The organism is Candidatus Sericytochromatia bacterium, from assembly GCA_035285325.1.
Classification (GTDB): domain Bacteria; phylum Cyanobacteriota; class Sericytochromatia; order S15B-MN24; family JAQBPE01; genus JAYKJB01.
In genome coordinates, this window is sequence record JAYKJB010000076.1 from 14435 (window position 1) to 37253 (window position 22819).

20 protein-coding genes are annotated in these 22819 nt (G+C 69.3%); 8 read left to right on the forward strand and 12 right to left on the reverse strand.

Features of this window, described 5'->3' with window-relative positions:
* Window positions 1-74: 74 nt before the first annotated feature.
* The 6 genes from VKP62_10275 to VKP62_10300 are packed head-to-tail and all read right to left on the reverse strand — an operon-like array spanning window position 75 to window position 7416.
* Window positions 75-1238, reverse strand: a complete 1164-nt coding sequence (locus VKP62_10275; GenBank protein MEB3197575.1) for a glycosyltransferase family 4 protein — start codon at window positions 1236-1238, stop codon at window positions 75-77.
* Window positions 1235-2749, reverse strand: a complete 1515-nt coding sequence (locus tag VKP62_10280; protein MEB3197576.1) for an O-antigen ligase family protein — start codon at window positions 2747-2749, stop codon at window positions 1235-1237. The genes VKP62_10275 and VKP62_10280 overlap by 4 nt, the downstream gene beginning before the upstream one ends.
* A complete protein-coding gene (locus VKP62_10285) occupies window positions 2746-4527 on the reverse strand; it encodes a hypothetical protein (GenBank protein MEB3197577.1) in 1782 nt (593 codons plus the stop codon). The genes VKP62_10280 and VKP62_10285 overlap by 4 nt, the downstream gene beginning before the upstream one ends.
* Entirely contained in the window at window positions 4524-5243 is a 720-nt protein-coding gene (locus VKP62_10290) for a TolC family protein (GenBank protein MEB3197578.1), read from the reverse strand. Before VKP62_10290 ends, VKP62_10285 begins: the two co-directional genes overlap by 4 nt.
* A 48-nt stretch (window positions 5244-5291) precedes the next feature.
* Window positions 5292-6965 (reverse strand): sugar transferase, encoded by a 1674-nt coding sequence (locus tag VKP62_10295; GenBank protein ID MEB3197579.1) that lies wholly within the window; start codon window positions 6963-6965, stop codon window positions 5292-5294.
* A 25-nt stretch (window positions 6966-6990) separates the two neighbouring features.
* Window positions 6991-7416, reverse strand: coding sequence for an STAS domain-containing protein (locus tag VKP62_10300; protein ID MEB3197580.1), 426 nt, complete (start codon window positions 7414-7416; stop codon window positions 6991-6993).
* A gap of 218 nt (window positions 7417-7634) precedes the next feature.
* Between VKP62_10300 and VKP62_10305 the strand changes: the two genes are divergently transcribed.
* Both VKP62_10305 and VKP62_10310 read left to right on the forward strand, forming a co-directional pair.
* Window positions 7635-8999, forward strand: coding sequence for a DnaJ domain-containing protein (locus tag VKP62_10305; GenBank protein MEB3197581.1), 1365 nt, complete (start codon window positions 7635-7637; stop codon window positions 8997-8999).
* A 172-nt stretch (window positions 9000-9171) separates the two neighbouring features.
* Window positions 9172-9597 carry a hypothetical protein gene (locus VKP62_10310; protein ID MEB3197582.1) on the forward strand — a complete coding sequence of 142 codons (426 nt, stop codon included), beginning with the start codon at window positions 9172-9174 and terminating at the stop codon, window positions 9595-9597.
* A gap of 186 nt (window positions 9598-9783) precedes the next feature.
* Here the strand turns inward: VKP62_10310 and VKP62_10315 are convergent, their stop codons facing one another.
* Together VKP62_10315 and VKP62_10320 are read right to left on the reverse strand one after the other, a co-directional pair.
* Complete coding sequence (locus VKP62_10315) at window positions 9784-11169, reverse strand: hypothetical protein (protein ID MEB3197583.1); 1386 nt, start codon at window positions 11167-11169, stop codon at window positions 9784-9786.
* Between the two features lie 95 nt (window positions 11170-11264).
* On the reverse strand, window positions 11265-12125 hold the full coding sequence (locus tag VKP62_10320) for a hypothetical protein (protein MEB3197584.1): 861 nt from the start codon (window positions 12123-12125) through the stop codon (window positions 11265-11267).
* A gap of 312 nt (window positions 12126-12437) precedes the next feature.
* On the opposite strand from VKP62_10320, the gene VKP62_10325 reads away from it, so the two are divergent.
* Window positions 12438-13793 carry a hypothetical protein gene (locus tag VKP62_10325; protein MEB3197585.1) on the forward strand — a complete coding sequence of 452 codons (1356 nt, stop codon included), beginning with the start codon at window positions 12438-12440 and terminating at the stop codon, window positions 13791-13793.
* Between the two features lie 112 nt (window positions 13794-13905).
* A complete protein-coding gene (locus tag VKP62_10330) occupies window positions 13906-15462 on the forward strand; it encodes a hypothetical protein (protein MEB3197586.1) in 1557 nt (518 codons plus the stop codon).
* 288 nt (window positions 15463-15750) lie between these two features.
* Here VKP62_10330 and VKP62_10335 read toward each other — a convergent pair whose 3' ends face one another.
* Window positions 15751-16650, reverse strand: coding sequence for a TatD family hydrolase (locus VKP62_10335; protein MEB3197587.1), 900 nt, complete (start codon window positions 16648-16650; stop codon window positions 15751-15753).
* 352 nt (window positions 16651-17002) lie between these two features.
* Between VKP62_10335 and VKP62_10340 the strand changes: the two genes are divergently transcribed.
* On the forward strand, window positions 17003-17716 hold the full coding sequence (locus tag VKP62_10340) for an SOS response-associated peptidase (GenBank protein ID MEB3197588.1): 714 nt from the start codon (window positions 17003-17005) through the stop codon (window positions 17714-17716).
* On the opposite strand, the gene VKP62_10345 is transcribed toward VKP62_10340, so the two are convergent.
* On the reverse strand, window positions 17713-18141 hold the full coding sequence (locus VKP62_10345; protein ID MEB3197589.1) for a PIN domain-containing protein: 429 nt from the start codon (window positions 18139-18141) through the stop codon (window positions 17713-17715). The two genes, VKP62_10340 and VKP62_10345, sit on opposite strands and share 4 nt — an antisense overlap.
* Window positions 18132-18410, reverse strand: coding sequence for a hypothetical protein (locus VKP62_10350; protein MEB3197590.1), 279 nt, complete (start codon window positions 18408-18410; stop codon window positions 18132-18134). Before VKP62_10350 ends, VKP62_10345 begins: the two co-directional genes overlap by 10 nt.
* Before the next feature lie 244 nt (window positions 18411-18654).
* Here VKP62_10350 and VKP62_10355 point away from each other — a divergent pair, with 244 nt between their 5' ends.
* Complete coding sequence (locus VKP62_10355; GenBank protein ID MEB3197591.1) at window positions 18655-19323, forward strand: hypothetical protein; 669 nt, start codon at window positions 18655-18657, stop codon at window positions 19321-19323.
* A gap of 74 nt (window positions 19324-19397) precedes the next feature.
* On the opposite strand, the gene VKP62_10360 is transcribed toward VKP62_10355, so the two are convergent.
* Entirely contained in the window at window positions 19398-20927 is a 1530-nt protein-coding gene (locus VKP62_10360) for a YifB family Mg chelatase-like AAA ATPase (GenBank protein MEB3197592.1), read from the reverse strand.
* A 220-nt stretch (window positions 20928-21147) separates the two neighbouring features.
* Between VKP62_10360 and VKP62_10365 the strand changes: the two genes are divergently transcribed.
* On the forward strand, window positions 21148-21450 hold the full coding sequence (locus tag VKP62_10365) for a nucleotidyltransferase domain-containing protein (GenBank protein ID MEB3197593.1): 303 nt from the start codon (window positions 21148-21150) through the stop codon (window positions 21448-21450).
* 182 nt (window positions 21451-21632) lie between these two features.
* On the forward strand, window positions 21633-22819 hold a 1187-nt coding region (locus VKP62_10370), incomplete at its 3' end, for a hypothetical protein (GenBank protein MEB3197594.1).

Sequence of the window (22819 nt, forward strand, 5' to 3'; positions counted from 1 at the left end):
GGCGCGGCCCCTGCCAGCGCTGGCCTTCCTGACCGAATCGCGCTGGCCAGGAAGGCCAGTCCGGCGCGTTGCGATCACGCCGCCACAGGCAGGTCGGGGCGTTGCCCGGCTCGGACGGCCAGCAGGTAGTCGCCGATCTCACGCGCGCCGGTCTGCCACGAATAGCGTTCCAGCACGCGCGCCCGGGCGGCCTGCCCGAAGGCCCGCGCGGCGGCCGGGTCGCTCAGGAGTTCGGCGATCGCCGCGCGCAGCGGTCGCGGCGCCAGCGGCGGCACCACCACGCCGCAGCCGGCCAGGACCGCCGGGATGTCGCTGACAGCCGTCGAGACGATCGGCACGCCCATGGCCATGGCCTCCAGCAGCTTCATCGGCACCTGGCCCAGCGAGGCCGCGCTCGGGCGTTGCGGCAGCACCACCATGTCGGCCACCGCCAGGTAGCGGGGGGTGTCGCTGGGCGGTTTGCAGCCCAGCAGGCGCACCCGGGGGTCGGTGCGGGCGATCGCGCGGGCCTCCGGCGTGATCGGCCCGACCACCAGCAGGCGCCAGGCGCGTCGCGTGCCACTGAGGGTCTGCAGGGCCGCCAGCAGGTCGCCCAGCCCCTTGCTCGGGTGCGCGATGCCGGCAAAGACGAACACTGCCTCCTCGCCGAGCCCCAGCCGTTCGCGCAGCGGCCCGCGCGCATAACGGGCCGGATCATAGTGGTCGGTGTCGACGTAATGAGGCGCCAGCAAGCCACCGTGGCGCTGCTGGAAATGGCGGCTGACGACGGTCAGGCCGTCGGCCTGCGACAGGCCTCGCTCGGCCAGCCAGGTGGCCAGGTAGTTGTTCGGATCGCCCAGCCGCGGCAGGGCATACAGGGCGTTTTTCAGGGTGTACTTGCTCCACGGGGCGATCATGGCCCGTTCCCAGTCATCCACGTCCACCACCACGGGCAGGCCCGTGGCGCGCCGATGGCGCAGGGCCAGCCCGAAGGAGGTGGGTCTGGCCTTCATGGCATAGACCAGATCGCCCGTGATGGCGCGGCGCAGTTCCGCCTCGGCGCGTCGGTAGCCGGAGCCGACCACCAGCGGAAAGGCCTGGTAGGGAAAGTCCCGCGGGGCATCCGCCTCCAGCCGGTCCGGCCGCGCGTTGAAGCCCAGCACCTGTACCGTGAAACGGCTCTGCAGCAACTTCGCCAGCGCCCGCACGCGGTAGAGCGGGGCGGTGTTCTCGTCGGATGCCAGCAAGGTGATTTTCACGCCGTCCTCCCGCGGGCCGCCGGGCCCGCCTGTGCCGAGGGCTGTCTGCGCCAGAGGCGTCGCACCGGTGCGACGCTGCGCTCCCGATACTGACCGAGCAGCACCACCAGGCCGACGGCCATCCAGAAGAACTCCGCGATCGGCTTCTGCGCGAAGATGTCGTTGGAGAAGGCGCCCACCAGCCAGGCGGCCAGCACGCTGAACAGGCCCAACGCAACGCCTTGCAGGGCGGGATCGCCCAGGCGTCGCTGCACCTGGTAGGCGTGCCAGAGCAGCGTGAGGTTCAGCCCGACCCACAGCAGCAGCCCACACCAGCCGAGTTCGAGGGCCACCTTGAAGTAGTAGTTGTCGGTCGGCACGCCGACCACGGAATCGCGCACGGATTCCTCGCCGGCGGCCTTGCGCGCGTTGCCGCCGGAGGTGTTGATGCCATAGCCGAAGGGGCGTCTGGCAATCTCGGGCAGGTATTGCTGGATGTAGTCCAGCCGGACGTTGAAACTGGCGTCCTCGGCCGGTCGAGTGGCGGTGGCCAGGCGGTCGAGCAGGCGCTCCGAGCCGCTCAGGGCCAGCCCGCCGAGGCCCAGACTGGCGATCACCATCACGCTCAGGCCGAGCCGCCAGCTGCGTGCCGCCAGCACCAGGGCGGCCGTGCCGGCCATCAGGGCCACGACCGGGCCGCGCGAATAGCTGAGCGTCAGCCCGTAGAGCATCGGGGCGATCGCCAGCAGCAGCCCCAGCCGCCGCGCCGGACTGGCGGAGAGCGACATGGCCAGGGCCTGCAGGCTGCCCGCCGCCATGAGAAAGCCGAAGGTGGCCGCATCCCCGACGGTGGAGAAGACCCGCACGTAGCCGCTCAGGATGTGGGTCTGGGCATTGCCCTCGCTGAGCAGCCAGGCCATCTCCTGCCAGAGCAAGCCGTGGTGATGCTGGAAGATGCCGTAGCAGGCCACGCCCACCAGCAGGGCCAGCCAGCCGTCGAGCAGGCGCAGGATGCGCCGGCGGCGGCGGAAGTAATAGATGACCAGGCAGAAGCCCAGCATGCGCAGCGTGACGCGCAGCCCGTACAGCCCGAACAGCAGGCCCGGGGAGGCCGGGTTGAGGACTTCCAGCCCCTGATAGAGGGCGAACAGGCCGACCCACCAGGTGAGCGGCGATCGGAAGATGCGCGCGTCGCGGCGTTGCAGCAGGTCGGCCAGCAGGCGCACCCCCATCAGCAGCAAAAGGCCGTCCAGCACCAGCCCGATCGGCCCGGTGTTTCCGAGCGGCAGCATCCGAATCAGCCAGGCCAGGCCGGTCGAATAGACCAGCAGGCAGGCCAGTCCGAACTCGACATGCAGGAACACCAGACAGGCCAGCGGCAGGCTGAACCAGCCGATCAGGGCGAGTCGGTCCAGCTCCGCGACGCTGAGCGCGATCGCCAGCGCGAGCATCCCGCCCGCCGCCAGGGTCACGAGCTGTCTGCCACGCGCGCGGGCAACCTCAGGTGGCGCGGACCAGCCCAGCGCCGTCACGCGGCCTCCCGAGTCCGGCCCGGCGCGGCTGCCGGCGTCGCCCAGGCCGGGGTGCGCCGGCGGCCGCGCAGGTGGGCCAGGTGCAGCCCGAACAGGCCCAAACCGCCGCTCAGCAGGAGTCCCAGCAGCAGTTTGATCACCAGTCGGTTGCTCTCCGGCTCGGCCGGCGGTTGGGCCGGATCCACCACGCTGAGCGGCAGGTGGTCGGCCCCGACTGCGGCCAGTTCCGACTGTCCGAGCTTGGTCTGCAAATCGAGGTACTGCGTCTCGGTCACGCGCACCTCGCGTTGCAATTGTTCGAAGGTGACCTGGTCCCGACTGGCGTTGCGGGCCTGTGGCTGCAGGGTGCCCAGGCTGCGGTTCAGGCTCCTCAGGCGGGCCTGCTGCATGGCCACTTCGGCGCGCAGGGTCACGATGCGCGTGCTGGCCTCGGCCAGGGCGGGGTGTTCAGTCACGGCTTCGCGCAGGCTGGCCTGCAAGCCCTGTTTCAGGTTCTGGACCTGTTTCTCCAGCCCCCGGACCGCACTGGAATCGCCCGGATAGGCCTGCCGGGCATCGCTCAGCTTGGCCTGCAAGGCCGTCAGTTGCTCGCGGGCACTGCGCACGCTCAGGCTCAGTTGCACCTGCTCGCGCACGCCGGGATCGCGCCGCAGGCGGGCCTGCTCCTGCTGCACCACCCGCAGGGCCGCCTCCGCGGCCAGCAGGTTGCGCTGGGCTTCATCCCGCTGGGCCAGCAGATCGCCGGTGCGCGTGGGCAGGTTGGCCTGCAACTCGGGCAGGTGGTCGTGCCGGAAGCGCTTGAGGGCTTCCTCCGCGGCGCGCAGACGCTGGCGGGCGGCGCTGGTCTCATGCTCGATGAAGGCCCGATCGGAGCGCGCCTGATGCGACTGGTTGCCCGCGTAAAACGCCAGAAATTCCCGGATCAGGGTGTTGACCAGCTCGGCGGCGGCCTGCGCCTCGCTGGCCTGGCCTTCCACCCGCAGCAAGCCGGCTTGCCCCAGGCGGCTGACGGTGAGGCGGCGCGCCAGCTCCTCAGGGGGATCGCTCAGTTGCAGGGTTTTGGCGACCTGCTCCAGCACGCTGCGGCTCTTCAGCAGCTCGCTGATATTGGCCACCATGGTGCCCTGGGTGAACCAGTCGTTGCCGCCGCCGAAGGGGTGCTTGCTGCCGATGCCGGTGTCCAGGGTGGCTGCCGCTACCCAGCTGGGCGGCGCCTGCCAGGTGTGGGCCAGGATGCCCAGCTCGGTGGCCAGCACCAGTCCGATCACCCACGGCAGGCGCCGGCGGCTCTCGGCCCACCAGCGGGGCCAATCGAAGGCCGGGGCATCGCGATCGTCGCGCCGGGTGGGGCTGACCATGGGCGTGGGCGTGAGCACCACCGGGAGGCGGGCCCGACGCTCTCGCAGCGGCACGGTGACCACGGGGGGACGGACCTCCTCGCGGGCGGTGAGGCGGGTGACCATCTCATCGAGCGGCGCGTGCAGCGCGTCCAGCTCGGCGGGAAACGGCACGGCCGGCAAGGCCCCCGGACGCAGGCCCAGCAGCTCGCTGCGCAGGGTGATGGCGGCGTAGGTGGGCCAGGACAGGCCACAGCGGGGATGCCAGTCCATGGCGGCCCGCAGCAGGATCGTCGCGGCCAGGCCTACCACCCCCACGGCGGGGAACAGGCCACGCGCCAGGGCGCTTTCGGCCACCCGCTCCAGCGTGGTCAGCTCGTGTTCGAAACGCTGCAGGACCGCGCTCTGGCGGGCCGGATCGGGGAAGGTCTGGGGATTCATCGGGTGCCTCGTGCGCTCGGAAAGGCGTCCAAACTGCGGGGTAATTCGACCAGACTCGGGTCGCCCACCAGCGTGACCAGCTGGGACCAGCGCATGGCCACCTGTTGCTGGGCGCTCGCGACCTCGTGGCGCAGCCGTCGGGCGTTCAGGCGGGCGTTGGCCAGCTGCTGGACGGCCCCCTGGCCGCGGGACAGTTCGCGCGCGGCCAGGCGGGCTTCCAGTTCGGCCGTCTCGACCGCGGCTTGCGCCAGCAGCACCTGGCGGCGGGCCATGAGCAACTCCTGGTGGGCCGCGCTGACCTGGTTGACCACGTCCAGCACCGTGCGGCGGTAATCGGCCTCGGCGATGCGCACGGCAGCCGCACTGCGCTGGTTGCTCTGGGGCGCCGTGAGCAGGTCGCCGACGTTCAGGTTGACGCCCAGCGCGGCGTTCGGCAGCAGGGTGCCTTCCGGCGTCACGGCGGCGCTGCCGGCCATGTTGTTGGTCAGGTTGAGGCTGGCGCGAATCGCGCGCGCCCACCACCATCCCTGGCTTTCCTGGTCCAGCCGAGCCTGTTCGAGGCGCGCCTGGGCTTGCACCACGCCGGGGTTGTGTTGCACGGCGCGTTCGAGCGCCGCCGGCAGACTGAGGTCGGCGGGCGCGGCCAGGGCCAGGCGGGTTGGCGCCAGCGTGCCCAGGCACAGGCCGAAGATGAGAAGCGATTGCCAGGGTCTCACGGGGGTTCCTTTCAACGGGCAGGCGTCGATGGGTCGGGGCGATCGCCTTCAGCGCGCCCCGCGGCGACGCAGCAGGGCCGGGATGGTGCGCAGCAGGATCGCCCAGTCGCCCCGGAAGTTCCGCGTCACGCTGTAGTAGGCATCCAGGGCCAGACGTTCCTTTTCCGACAGGTCACTGCGCCCGCTGATCTGCCACAGGCCCGTGATGCCGGCCGGGGCCAGGAAGCGCGTGCGCTGCCAGTCTTCCTGCAGGGCCGCCGCTTCGTAGAGCGGCAAGGGCCGATTGCCGACCAGGCGCATGTCGCCCCACAGCACGTTCAGCAGCTGGGGCAGCTCATCCAGGCTGGTGCGGCGCAGGAAATGGCCCACGCGGGTGATGCGCGGATCCTGTTCCAGCTTGAAGAAGGTTCCGCCGCGGTACTGGTTGCGCGCTCGCAGGGCGGCCACCTGCTGTTCCGCATCCAGGCGCATGGTGCGGAACTTGAAGCAGGTGAAGACCTCGCCCTGTCGCTGGCCGGGCCGATAGGGGCGGCGGTCCTGACCGGTGCGCAGCTGGGTGAAGAAAGCCGGCCCCGGAGAGTCCAGCTTGATCGCCAGGATGATCAGCAGCCAGAGCGGTGCGCTGGCCACGATCAGGCCGGCCGCCAGGGCCTGGTCGAGCCAGCCGTGCCAGCGTTCGCCCCAGGGCGTCTGCCAGGAAGCCCCGAGCACCCGTTCGTCATCGCTGGCACGCGCCCGGACGGGCGTGGTCTGCCATTCCAGCTCCCCGTGGGGAAACAGCCAGCGTTGCTCCCAGCGGGTGCCAAGCCCGACGCGCGTGTGGGGAAACACGCTGGTGTCGCGCAGTTCAGCCCCCCGCTCGACCCGGCAGCCGGCCTCCAGGCTCGTGCCGGGGCCGATCACGGCGTCCGCTTCGACCTGGACGCCCGGCCCGATGAAGCAGGGCGCCTGCAAGCGGGCACTGGGATGCACCCGGGCGCCGGGGGCGATCCAGATGCCGGGGGTGCGGGCCTCGGCCAGGGGCTGATGATGCACGAGATTGCCGGCCAGGGCGGCCTGCAGGGCGGCCATGTAGCCGCCCGGTTCGCGGGCGTCGGCCAGCCAGCCGTCGAGGCGCACGCCGTGGACCGGCAGGCCGCGGGCGATCGCCCGACGCAGGCTGTCCTCATCGGGCTCCCAGCCATCGGCCAGCAGCTCGGTGAGTCCGTCCGCGCGGCACAGGAAGAGGCCAGCCAGGGCCAGGCCGTCAGCGCGGGCATCGGGCGTTTCCCGCAGGCGTCCGCTCGCATCCAGGCACCAACGCCCGCTCAGGCCGCTGACCTCGGGGGCCCGCAGGCCCACCGTCAGGGCGCTGCCGGTCTGCTGGTGAAGGTCGTGCAGCGCGTCGAGACGGGCCTGGCTGACCAGGCTGCCCGGGCACAGCAGCACGTCCGAGGCCGGTTCGCCCAGCTGGCGACGCCAGCCGGGGTCATTGCCCGTTCGGCCGTTCTCCAGATGCATGCGCAGGCCGAGGCGGCGAGTCGCCTCATCCAGGTGTTCGGCCAGCGCCGCGGGGCGTTCGCGCAGCACGACATCGATGCGTCCGCACCCACTGGCCGCGAGCCAGCGGGCCGTGCCCAGCAACAAGGGGCGCCCCAACAGAGGCAACAGGGCGGCCGGCTGGGTTTCGCCCAGAGGGCCGAGCGTCGTCCGGCTGCGCAGGGCGGTCAGAATGGCTTGCACGTCGGGGGTCCCTTCCGTCGAAAATTCAGGCTGGGTCGATGTTTTCCACGATCGCGAAGAGCCGGTGCAACTGCGCCTGCTCGAAGACGCGTCGCAGGGCGGGGGGCGGCGATACCAGCACCAGGCCCTGCCCGTTCAGTTCCGCCAGGTCCAGCGCGTGGACCAGAGCCGCCACGCCTTCTGCGTCCCAGCGCGTGACGGCCGCCAGGTCGAGCTGCCACTGACTGACGCGCTGGGCGGTCAGTTCGCGGGCGGCCGCTTTGAGCGCCTCGGCCAGCTTGCGATCCAGCGGGCCGCTCAGGCGCAGGCCTGGCAGGGGCCATTCGAGGCGCGCCAGGCGGCTCGCCTGAGGGGGCATAAAACGCAGGCTTGGCCAGCCTTTACGTGGGCCGAGTCCGGTCTTGCTTCCCGGGTGCTGGAGCACGCCGGCTGAGCTGCCGACAAACTGCATGTCGTCTCCTTTGCTCGGGGGTTTCGCTGGCCAGCCTAGTCCCTGCGGCTTGATTCAGCGCTGGGCAGCCTGACCAAAGGGTCTCGGCTCAATCATTAAAAGGCAGATGGGAACAGCTTTTTCGGGTGACGACGGAAGTCTTTGTTGATCTTGTCGAAACGTTCGAACGGCTTCTCCCGTTAGGCTTTGGTGAGCGGCGGCCAGGCGGGAATAAGGGTATGCAGGAGTCGCCACTTGCCGCCGTGCGTGCGCGCGGCCATCAGCCCCGCCCCTGGTACGTGATGGAAACCCAGCCGGACTATTACGAACAGCTTCAGGTGCATCCCAAAGCCAGCTTGGCCGTGATCAAGCGGGCTTACCGCACGTTGATGCTGGAGCTCGGGCACCACCCCGACCGCGGCGGCAACCCCGACCAGGCCAAGCGCATCACCGAGGCGTACGAGGTCTTGAGTGACCCGGTCCGCCGGGCCGCCTACGACCAGCAGTGCAACGCTCTGCGGGCCCGTGCCGTCAAGGACGATGGCGCTCTGGTGGTGCTGTGTCCCGCCTGCGGGACGAAAAACCGCGTCCATCACGAGGGCGTGCTGCAGGTGGCGCGCTGCAGCCGATGTGCGCAGAGTCTGGCGCGCCTGCCTCAGGCGGCGGCGCCGCCGGTCGATGCGAGCTGGCCCAGCTGGTTGCGACCGGCCGCGGGACCTCGCACCCAGGGACCGCGTTCGGCGACGGTCCTGGTGGTGGGTTTGTGCGGTTTGCTGGTCAGCCTCGGGGCGGCGGCCTGGGCCCTTCGGGACGGCCCATTGTGGCCCGCCAGTCCGCCGTTCGCGGGGAATGGGGGCGCGGATGGGCTGCCGCTCGAGGACCTCCGCTGGTGGTTGGGGAAGGCCTGGGGGCAGGACCCGGCCGAGGTTCGCTTGCACGAAAAGCTGGGTGAAACCTTCTTGCTGGAGCGGCGCTACCGCGAGGCCCGCGTCCATTTCTCGATGGCGTCCCGCCTGCAGCCCGACAACGCCCATCTCAAGGCCCGCGAGGCCCGGGCCGCCTTGCTGGATGGGCGGCTCACCGAGAGTGAATGGCTCTACAAGGCAGCCTTGCGACTCGACCCGCAGTTGGTTCCGGCTCTGGTCGATCTGGGCCACCTGCACGCCGCGCGCAAACGCGATGAGGAAGCGCTGGATTACTTCGCTCGCGCCCACCAGCTTCAGCCGCGGGCTGAACTGGCCGCTCAGATGGGCGTGCTGTTGCGTCGTCAGGGGCGCCCCGGAGCGGCCATGGAACGATTTCAGGCCGCACTGGGGCTTGACCCGCACCACCGCACCAGCCTGCTCCAGCTGGCGGAACTTCACGCCGCCCGGGGGGAATGGAATCAGGCCTTGCATCACTCCCTGGCCGCCAGCCGGCTCCAGCACGACGATGTGGCCCTGCACGCCCAGCTGGCCGACCTGTACGCGCACGTGGGGCAGGTCTGGAAAGCGCGGGCCGAATGGCACACCTGTTTGAAGCTGGCCAAGGACGACCCGATGCTGGCGGCGCGCGCGCGCCAGGCCCTCCAACGCCTGGATACGCCTGGATTTAACACGCGCTGATGTGAATCCATCACAAGATTTAATCGATAGTTAAAATTAAATTCTTGTGATGGAGGTACGATGTTTTCGTGCCATGGGCGCCGTGGCCCGTGGATGCGGCAGGTTCTCGCTGCTCTCAGCCTCGTCCCGACCCTGCGAATGCCGCCAAGTCTTCCAGACACAGGAGGATCCGATGCGAGCACGTCGAACGGAGCGCTTCGAAGCCACGCTGATCGCGTTGGCGGCCCACGTGGAGTCGCTGGGCTTCGCGGGGCGCGGGGGCTACTACGCCTGGGACCGTCTGAAACATCTGGTCCGAGGCCTGCACGCCGCTCTCGACTATTACGAACTCGAGGGGGACGTCGCACCGGCGCGACGCGAACTGGAGGCCTACCATCGCGACATGGCCGGGATCGGCCTGCCGCCGGATGCCTGGGTCGAAGCCGAGTTGGGTCGTTTGCTGGGCGAGTTGGAAGCCCCGGTCACCTGGGAATTGTCGGTCGGGGAGACGCCGCCAGGGGCGCCGCAGGGCTACCCCGAGGGGATTCTGGCCGTTCACCCGGCCGCGCTCGATATGCTGGCGCGCCGCGCCAGCCCGTCGGAACAGCCGGCTGGCTGATGCCATCGCGAGGCGTGGGGCAGGCTGGTTGGCGGCTGCAACATCCGCGCTTCGTGGGCTTCGGTGATCACGCGGGAGGCGCATCCTGAATACAGGATGCGCCTCTGATGTCAGGCCCGGATCACACGGCGCTCTGGCGTCACGATGAGCCCCGCGCGACGGGTTGACCCTACCCGGCTGCTGCACCTACCACCAGTGGCCGATGCCGCTGCGGACGCCGCGCAGGCCTCCGCCCAGCCGTCCGCCCCAGAGACCGCCTCCGCCGGCGCCGGCCGTGCTGCTGCTCTGGTCGAGCATCTCGTCGTCGGCGCCGATCTCGTGGGCGATCGGCAGCAGGTCGATGATGCCGGTGCCCAGGTGATACAGGTAGAGCTGGCGATCGCCGGTGCGGTCGGAGTTGAAGACCAGGGTGTCCTCGGAATTCCCCAGGAAGCGCGGTGAACGTTCGTCGTCGGCCGAATTCGCCATGATCAGGCGGTCGGTGAAGCCGCTGGTCAGGTCGGCCAGATAAATGTCGTCGCTGCCGGCCCGGTCCGACACGTAGGTGAGCAGGGTGCCATCCTGGCTGAGGGCCGGTTCGAACTCGTCGTCTTCGCTGTTGACGAAGGGCGGATTGACCAGGGCCGCCGTCTCGAAACTGTACAGAAAGACGTCGAGCCCCATCCCGTCGACGTCGGCGCAAAAGGCCACGTAACGACCGTCCCCGGAGATCCAGGGCGTGCGGATGTCGTCGCCCAGGGCGGCCACGGCGGTGGGCACCAGGGTGCGCCCGGTGGGCACTTCATGCACGCCCAGCACCCAGTCGCCGTAACGCTCGAAAGCAAACGCGATGCGGTTACCGGCGTCGTCGATGCTCGGCGCCACCTCGTCCCAATCGGTATTGAGCGTCGGCAACGTATCGATCAGCGAGGTTTCCGTGTCGTACAGGTAGATGTCGAAGTTGCCACTCACATCGGTGGCGTATATCAGCCAGCGTCCGTTGGCGCTGATGCGAGGGTTGATCTCGTCATCGCCCGTGTTCACGCCGGGCAGGGCCAGGACCGTCCCCACGGCATGGTCATAGACGAACACGTCCGCCCCGTAACCGCCCCCGCCTTTGCGGTCGGAGGAAAAGGCGATCAGGCCGCTCTGGCCCAGGGCCCCGAAGCCCGTGGCCTGCGCGGCCGCTTCGGCGCGGGCCGCCGCGCCGCTGATCAGGTCCACCGGATTCAGCGTGGACACGCTGCCGCTGGCCTGGGCCGTGGCCGAGGCGCCCACGGCCGCTTCGGGCGACTCGGGGGCGTCCTCGGCCTCATCCGCCTCGACGGGCACCGGCACCACCACAGGCCTGCCCGTGCGCCAATCGAAGTCGTCCAGCGAGGGCGTCCAGGGTCGCTCCAGCCCCCCGAGCCGCAGGTCCTGCGTCGGCCCCGCCGTGGGTGATGGGCTGGCGCTTGTCGGCAGCGCCGTGGCGATCGGTGTTGGGCTGGGCATTGCGGGGGGGGGGGCGCTGGCTTGGGGGCCCCCGCAGGCTGCAATCCATGCCGATAGAAGTGCCGGTAGGCCCCAGCGGCCCGCTCGCGTGCTCCTCACAGTCAGCCTCCTCCCGGGCCGGCTTCCATGCAAGGGCCGGCACTCGACTCATGCCGACACTATAGGAACGACGTTTCGCTTCTGCCAACGCACGCCTAGTGGCTTCTGGGGCGCCCCTCTTTCCACGGTCGCGTGACGCAAACATCCTGGATCAGCCCGTTCCCGTTCACGATCGCGGTGAGCCCGTAACGGGGAGATTGCCAGAGGTCGCCGTGTTGTGTTCCGGGAAAGCGAGCGTCGAGGGCCTTGGCCGGGCTTCCCACGCCCAGTTCCGGCCGCATGCGCAGACGTGGCGAGCGGGTCGTGACCCGCTCCAGGCGATCCTCCTGATCGAAGTGCAACGCCAGCGACAGCGGCGTCTGCAGCGGGGCCTGCCACGTGTCGCCCGGGGGTTCCAGCCGCCCGAGGGCCTGGACCGTGTCGCGCATGTCCCCCAGCATCAGCAGGCCGACCGAGAATCCTGGTATCAGTTCGTAGGCATCGAGTTTCAGAAAGCCGCGCTCCAGAAAGACATAGCGCTTCGCCTGATCGCCGGCCAACACCAGCATATCGGGCACGGTGCGACCAGCGGGCTGTACCGTGCGCACTTCGAGTAAGCTTTCGCCTCCCGGTCCTTTCAAGAGCCAGGGCCCCTGTCCCTCGAATCGTTCGTCGTGGGTCAGGGGCAAGGTCAGCACGTCATGGAGGTGTCCTCCGCGGTTCGTGCTGGCGAGTTGCAGGATGCTCCCCTTTCTCGGGGTGTGTTGAAGCCACAAGCGTTCCGCCTTGCCGTCCTCGTCCAGGTCGGGCAGGGACAGGCTCGCGCCGCGCGTGGGCAACCAGGCGGGCAGGTGGGGGAGCAGGCAGCCCACTGCCAGCAGTAGCGTGGCACCGCCAGTCAGCCACCATCGGATGCCCAGACGCCACCAGGTGACATTATCTTTGGGTTTTTTCGCCTTGGGTTTTGGCGAATTCAAAGATAAAAATCCCAAAAAATTCATCTGAACATCCTTTATTTCGCTATATTTTGCCCATTGAAAAAAGAAAAACCCTGGCTTGGGTGTTCAATACGCCGCGTGTTTGTGACACATTCGCAGCGGATGATAAAGGACTCATCAAAAAAGGTCAGTTCCATCACTCATAAATCGATTCGCCGAAATGAACAGCTGCCTTGATGCCCTCGGTAGCGAAACACTGTGCCCCAGGCGATGCGTCGCATCGCGTCAGGGCCTTCAGCCTCGGCGGTGAGGATCGGGATGAGGGAAGCTCCCTCGAAGGAGGATGAACGCATGCGTATGCGCAATTGGATGGCTGCGTCGCTGTCCCTGTCTCTGGGACTGGGCGTGCTGGCCGGGTGCGGCAGTCAGCCGGCACCCACCACGCCGCCCCAGCAGGAGGCGGTCGCGGCGCCGGTCGCAGCTCCCGTTCAGGCGCCTGAAGCGGCGCCGCAGACGCGGGTCGATGGCCCGATCCGGGCTCAGGAAGGTGGCGGCAGCGGCGGCAGCAGCCCGGCGTTGCCCACCGGGGGCGGCTCCACCACGGCCGCGCCGCCGGTGACGCAAGGGCCGAGTGCGCCGGCGGCGGCGAGCGGGGCGGGGGCTCCGCCACCCGTGGCCCAGGCGGGCACGCCGGGTGCGGTCGCGCTGATTTCCGATGACGTGGTCGGCGGCATCGGCGGCGGCCTGGTGATCGGGGCGACCACCGGCAACTTCGGTGAGGAAGGCGACAACGGCTTGATCACCTTCCAGTCCGACCGCGCCACCGGGGGCGGGGCAGGCTTCGACATCTTCGTCTTTGACGCGGCGGCTGCCACCGTGCTGGCCCTGCCGGGCGTCAACACGGAGGCCAACGAGTCCAACCCCAGACTCAGCTCCAATGGGGACTGGCTGGTGTATCAGTCGGATGAGGCGGGTAACAACGACATCTTCCTGTTCAGCCTGCGCAGCCAGCTGATCAACACGCTGCCCACCCTCAACACCGACGCGAACGAGGAGCAGCCGGACGTCAGCAACAGCGGGGACGTGCTGGTTTACGTCTCGGATCGCCAGGGCGGCCCCGAGATTCGCGTCTTCGACATGCAGGACGGCAACAACTACCGCGTGCCGATCGCCAACCGGGGCCTGGCAGAGCCCAGCTGGCCGACCATCTCCGGCAACGCCGAGGTGATCGCCTACGGGGCCACCGACGGCTGGACCTCGGACGTCTACGTCTACAGCCTGGAGACGGCCTCCCAGCTGACGCCGCCCTTCCTCAACACCGAGAACGGGGAATACAACCCCGACCTCAACGACCGGGGCGACCTGATCACCTTCGTGTCGGACCGTCGCGGCTCCGAGGACATCTACGCGGTGGATATGCGTAGCGGCTTCACCGACAACATGGTGCTGGCCAACTCCCCGGCGATGGAGCAGGAACCACGTTGGCTGGCCGGGGGCGATAACGCCATCGTGTTCCACACCAACCGCACGGGCGAGTTCCGCATCATGGCCTACAACCTCGACAGCGCGATCCTGAACACCTTGCCGGTGGCCAACGAGCTGGGCTCCAACACCCAGTTGCGTGACACCTATCCCCACCTCCACACGAAGCACCATCACGATGGGGGCAAGAAGGATGACGAGCCGGTCAAGGATGACGTGAAGTAGACCCGACCGCCGGGCCGAACGGGCACAGGCCCGGATTTCCACTCCGTTTCATCCTCCGCCACGCCGCTTTCTCGAAGTAGAAGGCGGCGTGGCGTTTGTCGGGGGGTATGCGATGTACGCTGGGAATTCGTTCCCTCGCGGGCGACGGCCGCAGGGGCTGAAGCGCTGCCTGAGCGCCTTGGTGCTGATCGTGGCGGCTTGTCGGACGCCAGCCGGAGACCCTGTCGAACCGCCGCAGATGTCGCTGGCGCCGCCCAGCCTGGCGCCGTCGGTGTCTGGCCTGCCGGCGCCTGACGGCGCCTCGGCCAGCCCCGTCCCATTGCAGGCGCCTCAGGCGTCGCGCTGGCTGCCTGGCGACGAGCTGTTTCTGGCGGCGCCGCCGGGGGAGCGGCGCTTGCTGCTGCTGGCGAACCCGAGTGACCAGAGCGGGCAATTCGACGTGGCGGTCGACCCGGTGGGCGTCCAGACCACGCCCGCGCCGCTGCCCTCGCCTGGACGCTCGGGGGGATCGCGGCGCGCTGCGCCTTTCGGCTTCGGGGTCGCGTTCGATGCCTCGCTGCGCAGCGACGGGAGCCTGCCTGGGCGACGTTTGTTTGTTGCGCCCACCGCCGCGGCTGCCGCCTGGGAGACCTTCTGGATCAACGACGGCAGCGCGACCCTGGCGGGCGATCGCCCCTGCGACACGCGCTTGATGCTGCAGACGGAGAATGCCCTGTTCTATGTCGATGAGGCGGCGGAAGCGACGCTGGACAAGGCCGCGCTCGGCCGGCTGGCCGAGGCGTTCGAGCGACGCATCCGTCCCCCGCTCACGCGGGTGTTCGGCCAGGAGGACCGTCCCGGCGCCGATGGGCAGCCCCGCCTGTTCATCGTGCTATCGCCCTGGGTCGGTCAGGCCGATGGTCGGGAGGGCATGATGGGCTACTTCTGGCCGCGGGACCCGCTCGCGCCGAGTGCCGAGGCCGCCGACCTGACCCGCCACGCCAACCAGAAGGAGGTCATTTTCCTGGCGGCACGCATCCTCGAGCAACCTGATGTGACAGCGCTCGGGACGCTCGCGCACGAATATCAGCACCTGCTGACGTTCTGTGCCAAGACCCGCCTGGATGGCACGCCACGCCCGGAGGCCCTCTGGCTTGATGAAGGGTTGTCGATGCTGGCAATGGACCTGGCCGGCTTCGGGCGCGTCGGCCAGGATCCCTTCGTGCTCGATGAGGTGGCGGCCTACATGCAAAACCCGGCCGCTTACTCGCTGACGGACTGGGCCGGTAATCCCGAGGGGCGCAGTTACGGCCTGAGCTACCTGTTCGTGCGTTACCTGACCGGGCGTTTCGGGCTGGGCATCGTGGCCGAACTGCAGCAGACCACCCGCACCGGCATCGCCGCCCTCGACGAGGTGCTCGCCCGGCGCGGCACCAGCACGGCCACGGTCTACGTGGATTGGCTGAAGGCCGGGGCGCAGGCCCTGGTGAGTGGGGAGCCAGGGCTCGGGCCCGTGCCCCTATCGCTCACGGAACCGACGCTGTATCCCGTTCGCCCCTGGGGCGCCGTCTATCTGGAGGCGCAGGCCTGGCCGAGCGAGGGTCGCCGCGCCACCTTTTCCGGCACCCGGACGCCCCTGCTCTACTGGCGTGGCATCCCCGGGGATCCGCTCGGAGAACTGGGCCCATGAGCTGGCTGCTCGGCTATCACCTGCTGGCGACCCTGGTGGTGCTGGCGGCCGCGCGTTGGGATCGCGCCTGGGAGCCGGAGGAAGGGGCCTGACGCCCGCGCTGGGCGCGCCGGCAGCGGGGGCGTGCCCCGTGGCAAAGGGCGGGAAAATTCCCGCCCTTCACCGCTTCCCACCTCTTGAATGCGTCCTGCAGGCCCGTCCGGCCCGCGTCGGGTCGAACGGGCCACGGGCAGGTTGGGGGGCGTCAGGGCGCCCCACCAACCTCCGACGTCGTCGGAACCGCCGTGCTCAGCGCACCCGGGCGACCTCGGCCGGATAGGCCTGGCCGTTCGTCTGGGCGCGGGGGGCCAACCGTTCGGGCGAGGCCAGCGCGCTGACCTTGTCACCCCAGACGCCGAGCGGCAGGGCGTGACCCTGAGAGTAGAACCACTTGGGGTTGTGGAAGGTGACCTTCTCGATCGTGCTGAGGGGCAGGTTGGCCTCGGCCATCGCGCGGGCCGTGCGGGGCACCGCCAGCGGGTCGCCCAGCATGCGGCCGGCGGCGCTGTTGAGCACGTAGCCATCGGTGCCCTCACGGTGAATCAGGCTGACGATCGCCTCGGGGCGCAGGTGGGTGTTGGGGTCCACCGTCAGCCCGGCCCAGGCGCCGAACCGACGCACGTTCAGCGCGGTCGCTTCGTTGACGCCGTTCACCAGCATGTAACGGGCCGGCAAACCTTCCTCCGCCGCGATCGTCAGGGTCTTGGCGATCAGCTCCTGACGGTCGGACGGACGCGCCTGGATCACGATCGGCAGCTCATGGCGACGCGCCAGACGCACCTGGCGTCGGAAAATCTCTTCCTCGCCGGCGCTGCCGGAACCCAGGCCAATCTCGCCCACGGCGACCACGTTGTCTTGCTCCAGGTAACGCGGCATCGCATTGAGCACGGCCTGGGCCAGCCCGGTCTGGGCGGCTTCATGCGGCAGGATGCCGATGCAGGCGCCGTAGCCGAGGCCGAAGTGGTGGGCGCGCCGTGCTTCGGGGCCGACCAGACGCTCGAAGTCTTCGATGTAGGTTTCGGCGTACTGGCGGTTGGTTCCCAGCCACGTCATCGGCTCGATCACCGCGATGCCGCCCGCGGCACTCATCAGTTCGAGTTCAGCCGGCGAGCGGCGGGAGGCGTAGATGGTGGCGTCGATGTAATACATACGATGGATTCTCCTCACGTCTGTAGGCGCGACCCATAACCTGAGCGCATCCGACGGGCCCTTCGGAGGGGCGTTCGAGGGCGTGGGCCAGGGGGTGGACGAAGCCGATGAACCTTGGCTTCATATTTATTTATTAATTTTTATTAACTTCGTGGGGTAACGTAACACCGCCACCTCTCGCTGTCAATAGCGTGGAACCCTGCTCCCTCCAGGCGGCATCTCGGCTGGCTTGACGAGCGGGTTTGGGCGTGATTGGATGGGGCCCTGGTCGGGCGTGGGGCGAACGCGCCGGCGCGGGCTGAGCCCGACCGGACGTGGGCGCCGGCCCTTGCCCGAGGAGGGTTCGCAGGCCATGTGTGGGCGCTTCACGTTGACGCCGGGGGCGATCCCGTTGCTGACCGATTGGGTCGAGGGCGGCGCGGAGGTGATTCCCCGCTGGAACATCGCGCCCACCCAGATGGTGCCGATCGTGCGTGAGCAGGGCGGTGCGCGCCAGCTGGCGCTGGCACGCTGGGGGCTGGTGCCGCCCTGGGCCCGCGAGGGCGATCGCCTGCCGCCCCTGATCAACGCCCGCGCCGACACGGTGGCCGAAAAACCGGCCTTCCGCGCCGCCCTGCGCCAGCGACGGGCGGTCGTGCCGGCGGATGGTTTCTACGAATGGGCTCCGCCGCCGGCGGGCGCGCCCAAGGGGGCACCCAAGCAGCCCTGGTGGTTTCGCCGCCGCGACGCGGGCCTGCTGTTCCTGGCGGCCCTGTGGGAACCCTGGGGCCCGGAAGCCGAGCCCGAGCGCCTTTCGTTCACCCTGATCACGACCGACGCCAATGCCTGCGTGGCGCCCGTGCATGACCGCATGCCCGTGTTGCTGGACGCCGCCCAGGCCGACCGCTGGATGGCGCCGCAAGGCCAGGAACTGGCGCCCTTGCTGAGCATGCTGGCGCCCTATCCGGCCGACGCGATGGTGGCCATTGCGGTCAACCCGCGCCTGAATTCCGCCCGCACCGATGAGCCGTCGCTGGTGGAACCCGTGGCGACCGTTCGTCAGCCAGGTCTGTTCGACGGTGTTTAGGCGCGTTCCGGTCCGCTCACGGCGCCCACGTTGAAGTCCAGCACCGTGAGGCCGGGAATCCGCGCGAAGTCTTTGCCGTTGCCCGTCAGGACCGGCATCCCGTGACGCAGGGCGGTGGCGCCGATCAGCAGATCGTGGGCGTCTACCATCACCCCTCGGGGTAACTGGGCCAGAATCTGGGCGTGGGCCCGCGCCGAGGCCAGGTCGAATTCCAGGATCGGGAAGGTCTCCAGGATGTTCTCGACGAAGGCGGAGCGCTGACTCCGACGCTGGGGCGAATCGGCCTTGTGGACGCCGACCAGGAGTTCGGAACACGTGATGGCGCTCAGGAAACCCGGCCCTTGCGACTCCCAGGCGGCGAGCAGGGTCGGATTCTGGAGGCGTTCGAGCGTGATCAGGACCCCCGTGTCGATGATCAGTCCCATTCCGACGGACCAATTTTCAGTGTGGGGCTGGTCGCCTCGACATCAGCGGCGTAGCTCGCCACGTCCTCGGCGGCCAGATGCGCGCCGGCTGCCAGTTGCGCCATTTGCGCCTGCAGGCTGCCGGCACTGACGGCGCCGGCCGGGATGATCTGGGCGACCACCTCCTTGCCCTTCACGACCTCGAAGCGCGTGGCCTGGTAGCGCACCTGCCCGATCACATCGGCGAAGTGGCGGGCGGCTTCAGTGGCACTGATCTTTCGCTTGCGCATAATCCGATTATCAGATAATCAGATAGTGAGGTCAAGGCAGATCGCGTGGTGATCCGCGCGACTGTCATTCTCTCCTTGATTCGCGCGTGTCTGGGTGGCTCCGGCGCTGGAGGTCGGTGCCAGTTCGGACCACTCGGTATTCTCTTGGCCCTAACTTAACGATTTATTTACGCAGGCATAAAGCGCCTCCTGCTTCCCCCCGGCGATAACCTCTCCAGCCCCCCGGCCTCCGAGGTGACCGACCGTGACCAGCCCCGTCCCCCATACCAACGTCCAGGTCCTGGGTTTCCGCCTGCCGAAGTTCCTGCAGGACCTGTTCAATCCGGCCCCCAGCCAGGTGCCGGTGGTCCAACCGGGCTGGGGCTACGACGTCTACCGGCCGACCGCTCCGATCGCGTTGCCGGCGCCGCCGCCGCCTCCCCCTCCGCCGCCGCCGCCTCCGCCCGCGCCCTTGGCTCCGCCTCCGCCTCCGGTAGCGCCCACGCTTCAGGCCATGGATACCTCGCAGGCCGCCTGGTTCGGCGGTCCGCCGAGCGGGGTGTATCCGCAACTGCCGGGGGGGCAACCGCAGTGGCCCGGGATGCCGGGCGGCTATCCGAGCCCCACGCCGGGCGGCTACCCGAATCCTTATCCCGGCGGCTATCCGAGCCCCACGCCAGGCGGCTACCCGAATCCTTATCCCGGCAGCTATCCGAGCCCCACGCCAGGCGGCTACCCGAATCCCTATCCCGGCGGCTATCCGAGCCCCACACCGGGCGGCTACCCGACCCCGTACCCGGGCGGCTATCCGACGCCCTATCCCGGTGGTCCGATCGACCCGAACAATCCGGCCTCGGCGATCGCCGGCATTCTGGGCCTGGTGATGGGCCTGGTCAGCATCTTCCGCGGTCCGCAGGGCCACGGGAATCCGTGAGGCTCCCCTGACGGCGGTGCGCGGCGCGACGGTCCGGGCCTGCGAGACGGGCGCGACCCTCGCGACGCGGGCGTTCAGGCCGTCGGCGTGAACACCCGGTATTGCAGGGCCTCGGCCACGTGTTCCGTGGCGATCGCCTCGCGTTCGGCCAGGTCCGCGATCGTGCGGCTGGTCTTCAGCACCCGGTCCAGCGCCCGGCCCGTCAGGGCCAGCTGTCGGATCGCGCTCCGGAGCAGTTGCTTGCTGGCGTCGTCCAGCCGCGTGTGGCGGCGCAGCAGCGCGGGCCCCATCTGGGCGTTGCAGTGGACGTCGGGTTCGCTCTCGAAGCGCAGGCGCTGGCGGGCCCGCGCCGCCAGCACCCGCTGGCGGATGACCTGAGAAGGTTCTGCTTCTTTTTCATCCAGCAGCTCCCCCTCGCTCAGGCGCGCCACGTGGGCGCACAGGTCCAGCCGGTCGAGCAAGGGCCCCGACAGCCGGTTCCAGTAGCGTTCGGCTTGCCCGGGCGCGCAGCGGCAGGCCTGCAGGCGATCGCCCAGAAAGCCGCACGGACAGGGGTTCAGCGCGGCGACCAGGGTCAGGCGGGCGGGATAGGCCAGGGCGGCCTGCGCGCGCGCGAGCTGCACGACCCCCTGTTCGAGCGGCTGGCGGAGCTGCTCGATCACGTCGCGTCGGAATTCCGGCAGCTCGTCGAGAAACAGCACGCCGTGATGGGCGAGTGAAGCCTCTCCCGGCCGCGGCTGCGGCCCGCCGCCGATCAGGCCCGCGCAGCTCACGCTGTGATGCGGGGCCCGAAAGGGGCGCTCGCTCACGATGCCGCGATGCTGAGCTAACAGGCCTGCAATCGAGTACAGGCGCGTCAGTTCCAGCGCTTCCGGATAGGACAGCGGCGGCAGGATACCGGCGAGGCGGCGCGCCAGCATGGTCTTGCCGCTGCCCGGCGCGCCCACCAGCATGACGTTGTGGCCGCCGGCGGCGGCGATTTCCAGGGCGCGCTTGGCGATCGCCTGGCCCTTGACTTCGGCCATATCGAGCCCGATCGTCGGCTCGGATATCAGCTCGGCGCGCACCGCTCCCGGCAGCGGGCATTCGCTGGTGGGCGACGCCAGGACGGCGGCCGCGTGGGCCAGCGATTCGACGGCGTACACCTGCAGGCCGTCGACCAGCGCGGCTTCCTGGGCGTTGGCGGCCGGCACCAGCACGGCGCTCAAGCCTGCCGCACGGGCGGCCATGGCCAGCGCCAGCACGCCGCGCACCGCCCGCACCTGGCCATCCAGGGCCAGTTCTCCCACCAGCAAGGCGGAAAAGTCCGGCGCCGGGCGCAGCTGGCCGCTGGCCACCAGCAGCCCCAGGGCGATCGGCAGGTCATACAGCGGGCCTTGCTTGCGGGTATCGGCCGGGGCCAGGTTGACCGTGATGCGGCGCTGGGGCACCTCGTAACCGGCATTGCGCAGGGCCGCCCGCACGCGCTCCTTGCCTTCCTGCACGGCCGCATCCGGCAGGCCGACCACCGCGTAGTGTGGGAGCCCGTTGGCGAGGTCGACCTCCACCTCCACCATGTAGGCCTCGATGCCCTCCAGCGCGCCACTGACCAGTTTTGCCACCATGGGATGTCCTCCTGAGCGCCCATGGTGGCAGTTGACGGCTCGCGAAAGAAGGCGCCGCAAGCCCCGTTCGCGGGCCGTCATCGGGCGAATCGCCATGGGCCCCGCGCGGTGAAGCTTCGAGGCGCGAGGGGCAAGCAGCCGCTCCCCCTGCGCGCACGACCACTGATCGCGTTGCAGGGGCGCTTCCGCTGGGCTATGCTGGAGGCAGGAGGGCTGCCGCTTGCGGCTCACGTCTGGCCAGGTCGACACCATCTTGACCGAGGTGGCTCGGGTATTGGGGCCCGAGGCCCGGGTCTGGCTGTATGGCTCTCGGCTCCAGGACAGCGCCCGCGGTGGCGATGTCGATCTGCTGATCGAGCTGACGGCGCGCCCTTCGCTCCCGCAACTGGCCGGGCTGTATGAGCGCCTCGAGGAGCGACTGGGCTTGCCTTGCGACCTTCAGCTACGCGTGACCGGAGAGCCTGTCACGGCCTTCCAGCAGTTCGTGACCCAGCAGGCCGTCCGTCTGGAGCCCGCGGCGTGATGGAAGGCGCTTCGTCGCCTTCGTGGGGACGACGCTCGAGGTGGGCCCCCTGCCAGGCCATTTCATCACCGAGTTCGAGGTGCTCGCGTCAGCCGACGGATATTCGCCAAGGGCCGTTTAACCCCTGTAGGGCCCGGGTACGCAACGATCAGCCGTTGGCTTCACGCTGGGGATGTCCGCCCGTGTCACGCGCCAATCTCTCGCTCGCCCTGCTTGCCGCTACCTGGCTGGTCGGCTGTGCCCCTCAGGCCGGGGTCAGTCCGGCCGGCACCATGCCTGGCCTCACGCCCGATCAAACCGCCGCGCTGGCGCGCTGGACGCGGCGCCCGGTGGTGCTGCCCTGGAACGAGTTCTTGCGCGAGCGCATGTCGTTCTACCGTCACAAGGTTTATCCGCCGCGCAACGCCCGCAACTACGCCTTGCTCAACACGGCCATGTACGACGCCATGCAGGCCGCTGCGCGGGTCGACAGCCAGACCGCGCTCGGCAAGTCGGCCGCTTTCGGGATCCTGCAAGCCACCTCGCGGGCGTCGGCCGAAGCGGCGGCGGTCAAGGCGGCCTGCATCATCGTGTCGCACGTTTTGCCGGAGGAGGCGGCGGTGGCGGCCAAGATGGCCCAGGATGCCTCGGATGCGCGGGTCTGGGCTGGGCTTGCCACCGTCGCTCAGGTCACGGCCGGCCAAGGGCTGGGCGAGGCGATCGCCCGCGAACTGCTGGAACAGCGGCGCACCGATGGGGCCGAAAATTACTCCCCGATTCCGGCCGAGGCCGCGCTGGGGGTGCCCAGCGAGAAACATGGCGGGTTGTGGAACCATCCCGTCGCGACCGAACCCGAGGTGCGCCTGTGGCGAACGTGGGGGCTGACCAAGCCCGAGCAGTTCCGCCTGCCCGAGCCGCCACGCCCCGGTTCCGCCGTCTTCGACGCGGAACTCAAGGAAGTGATGGGCATCGAGGCGACCCTGACGGACGCCCAGAAGGCCGCGGCCGACCGCTATGCGCTGACGGCGCCACCGTCGGATTGGAACAGGCTGGCGGTCACATGCATCGAGGAGCAGAAGGTGGGCGAAATGGCCGCGGCCCGGGTGCTGGCCCACTGGGCCAGGGCCCAGGCGGATGCCGCGATCGCCTGCTGGGACAGCAAGTACTGGTGGTTTCAGATCCGTCCGCAGCAGGAGGCCCGGCGCCGCGACCCCAAATCGACCTTCTGGCCCTACCTGGTCACCACGCCTTCGCATCCCTCGTATCCGTCCGGCCACAGCACCTTTTCCGGAGCCGGCGCGGCCGTGCTCTCGCGCGCCTTTCCGGCCCAAGCGGCGCGCTTCGAGGCCCTGCGGGACGAGATGTCCAACTCGCGCATCTGGGGCGGCAT

Excerpts from the sequence above, each read along its gene's own strand:
- VKP62_10330 (MEB3197586.1), top strand. The coding sequence starts at position 13,906 with ATGTACGCTGGGAATTCGTTCCCTCGCGGGCGACGGCCGCAGGGGCTG.
- VKP62_10305 (MEB3197581.1), top strand. The coding sequence starts at position 7,635 with ATGCAGGAGTCGCCACTTGCCGCCGTGCGTGCGCGCGGCCATCAGCCC.
- VKP62_10325 (MEB3197585.1), top strand. The coding sequence starts at position 12,438 with ATGCGTATGCGCAATTGGATGGCTGCGTCGCTGTCCCTGTCTCTGGGA.
- VKP62_10335 (MEB3197587.1), bottom strand. The coding sequence starts at position 16,650 with ATGTATTACATCGACGCCACCATCTACGCCTCCCGCCGCTCGCCGGCT.
- VKP62_10300 (MEB3197580.1), bottom strand. The coding sequence starts at position 7,416 with ATGCAGTTTGTCGGCAGCTCAGCCGGCGTGCTCCAGCACCCGGGAAGC.
- VKP62_10350 (MEB3197590.1), bottom strand. The coding sequence starts at position 18,410 with ATGCGCAAGCGAAAGATCAGTGCCACTGAAGCCGCCCGCCACTTCGCC.
- VKP62_10310 (MEB3197582.1), top strand. The coding sequence starts at position 9,172 with ATGCGAGCACGTCGAACGGAGCGCTTCGAAGCCACGCTGATCGCGTTG.
- VKP62_10345 (MEB3197589.1), bottom strand. The coding sequence starts at position 18,141 with ATGGGACTGATCATCGACACGGGGGTCCTGATCACGCTCGAACGCCTC.
- VKP62_10360 (MEB3197592.1), bottom strand. The coding sequence starts at position 20,927 with ATGGTGGCAAAACTGGTCAGTGGCGCGCTGGAGGGCATCGAGGCCTAC.
- VKP62_10285 (MEB3197577.1), bottom strand. The coding sequence starts at position 4,527 with ATGAATCCCCAGACCTTCCCCGATCCGGCCCGCCAGAGCGCGGTCCTG.
- VKP62_10340 (MEB3197588.1), top strand. The coding sequence starts at position 17,003 with ATGTGTGGGCGCTTCACGTTGACGCCGGGGGCGATCCCGTTGCTGACC.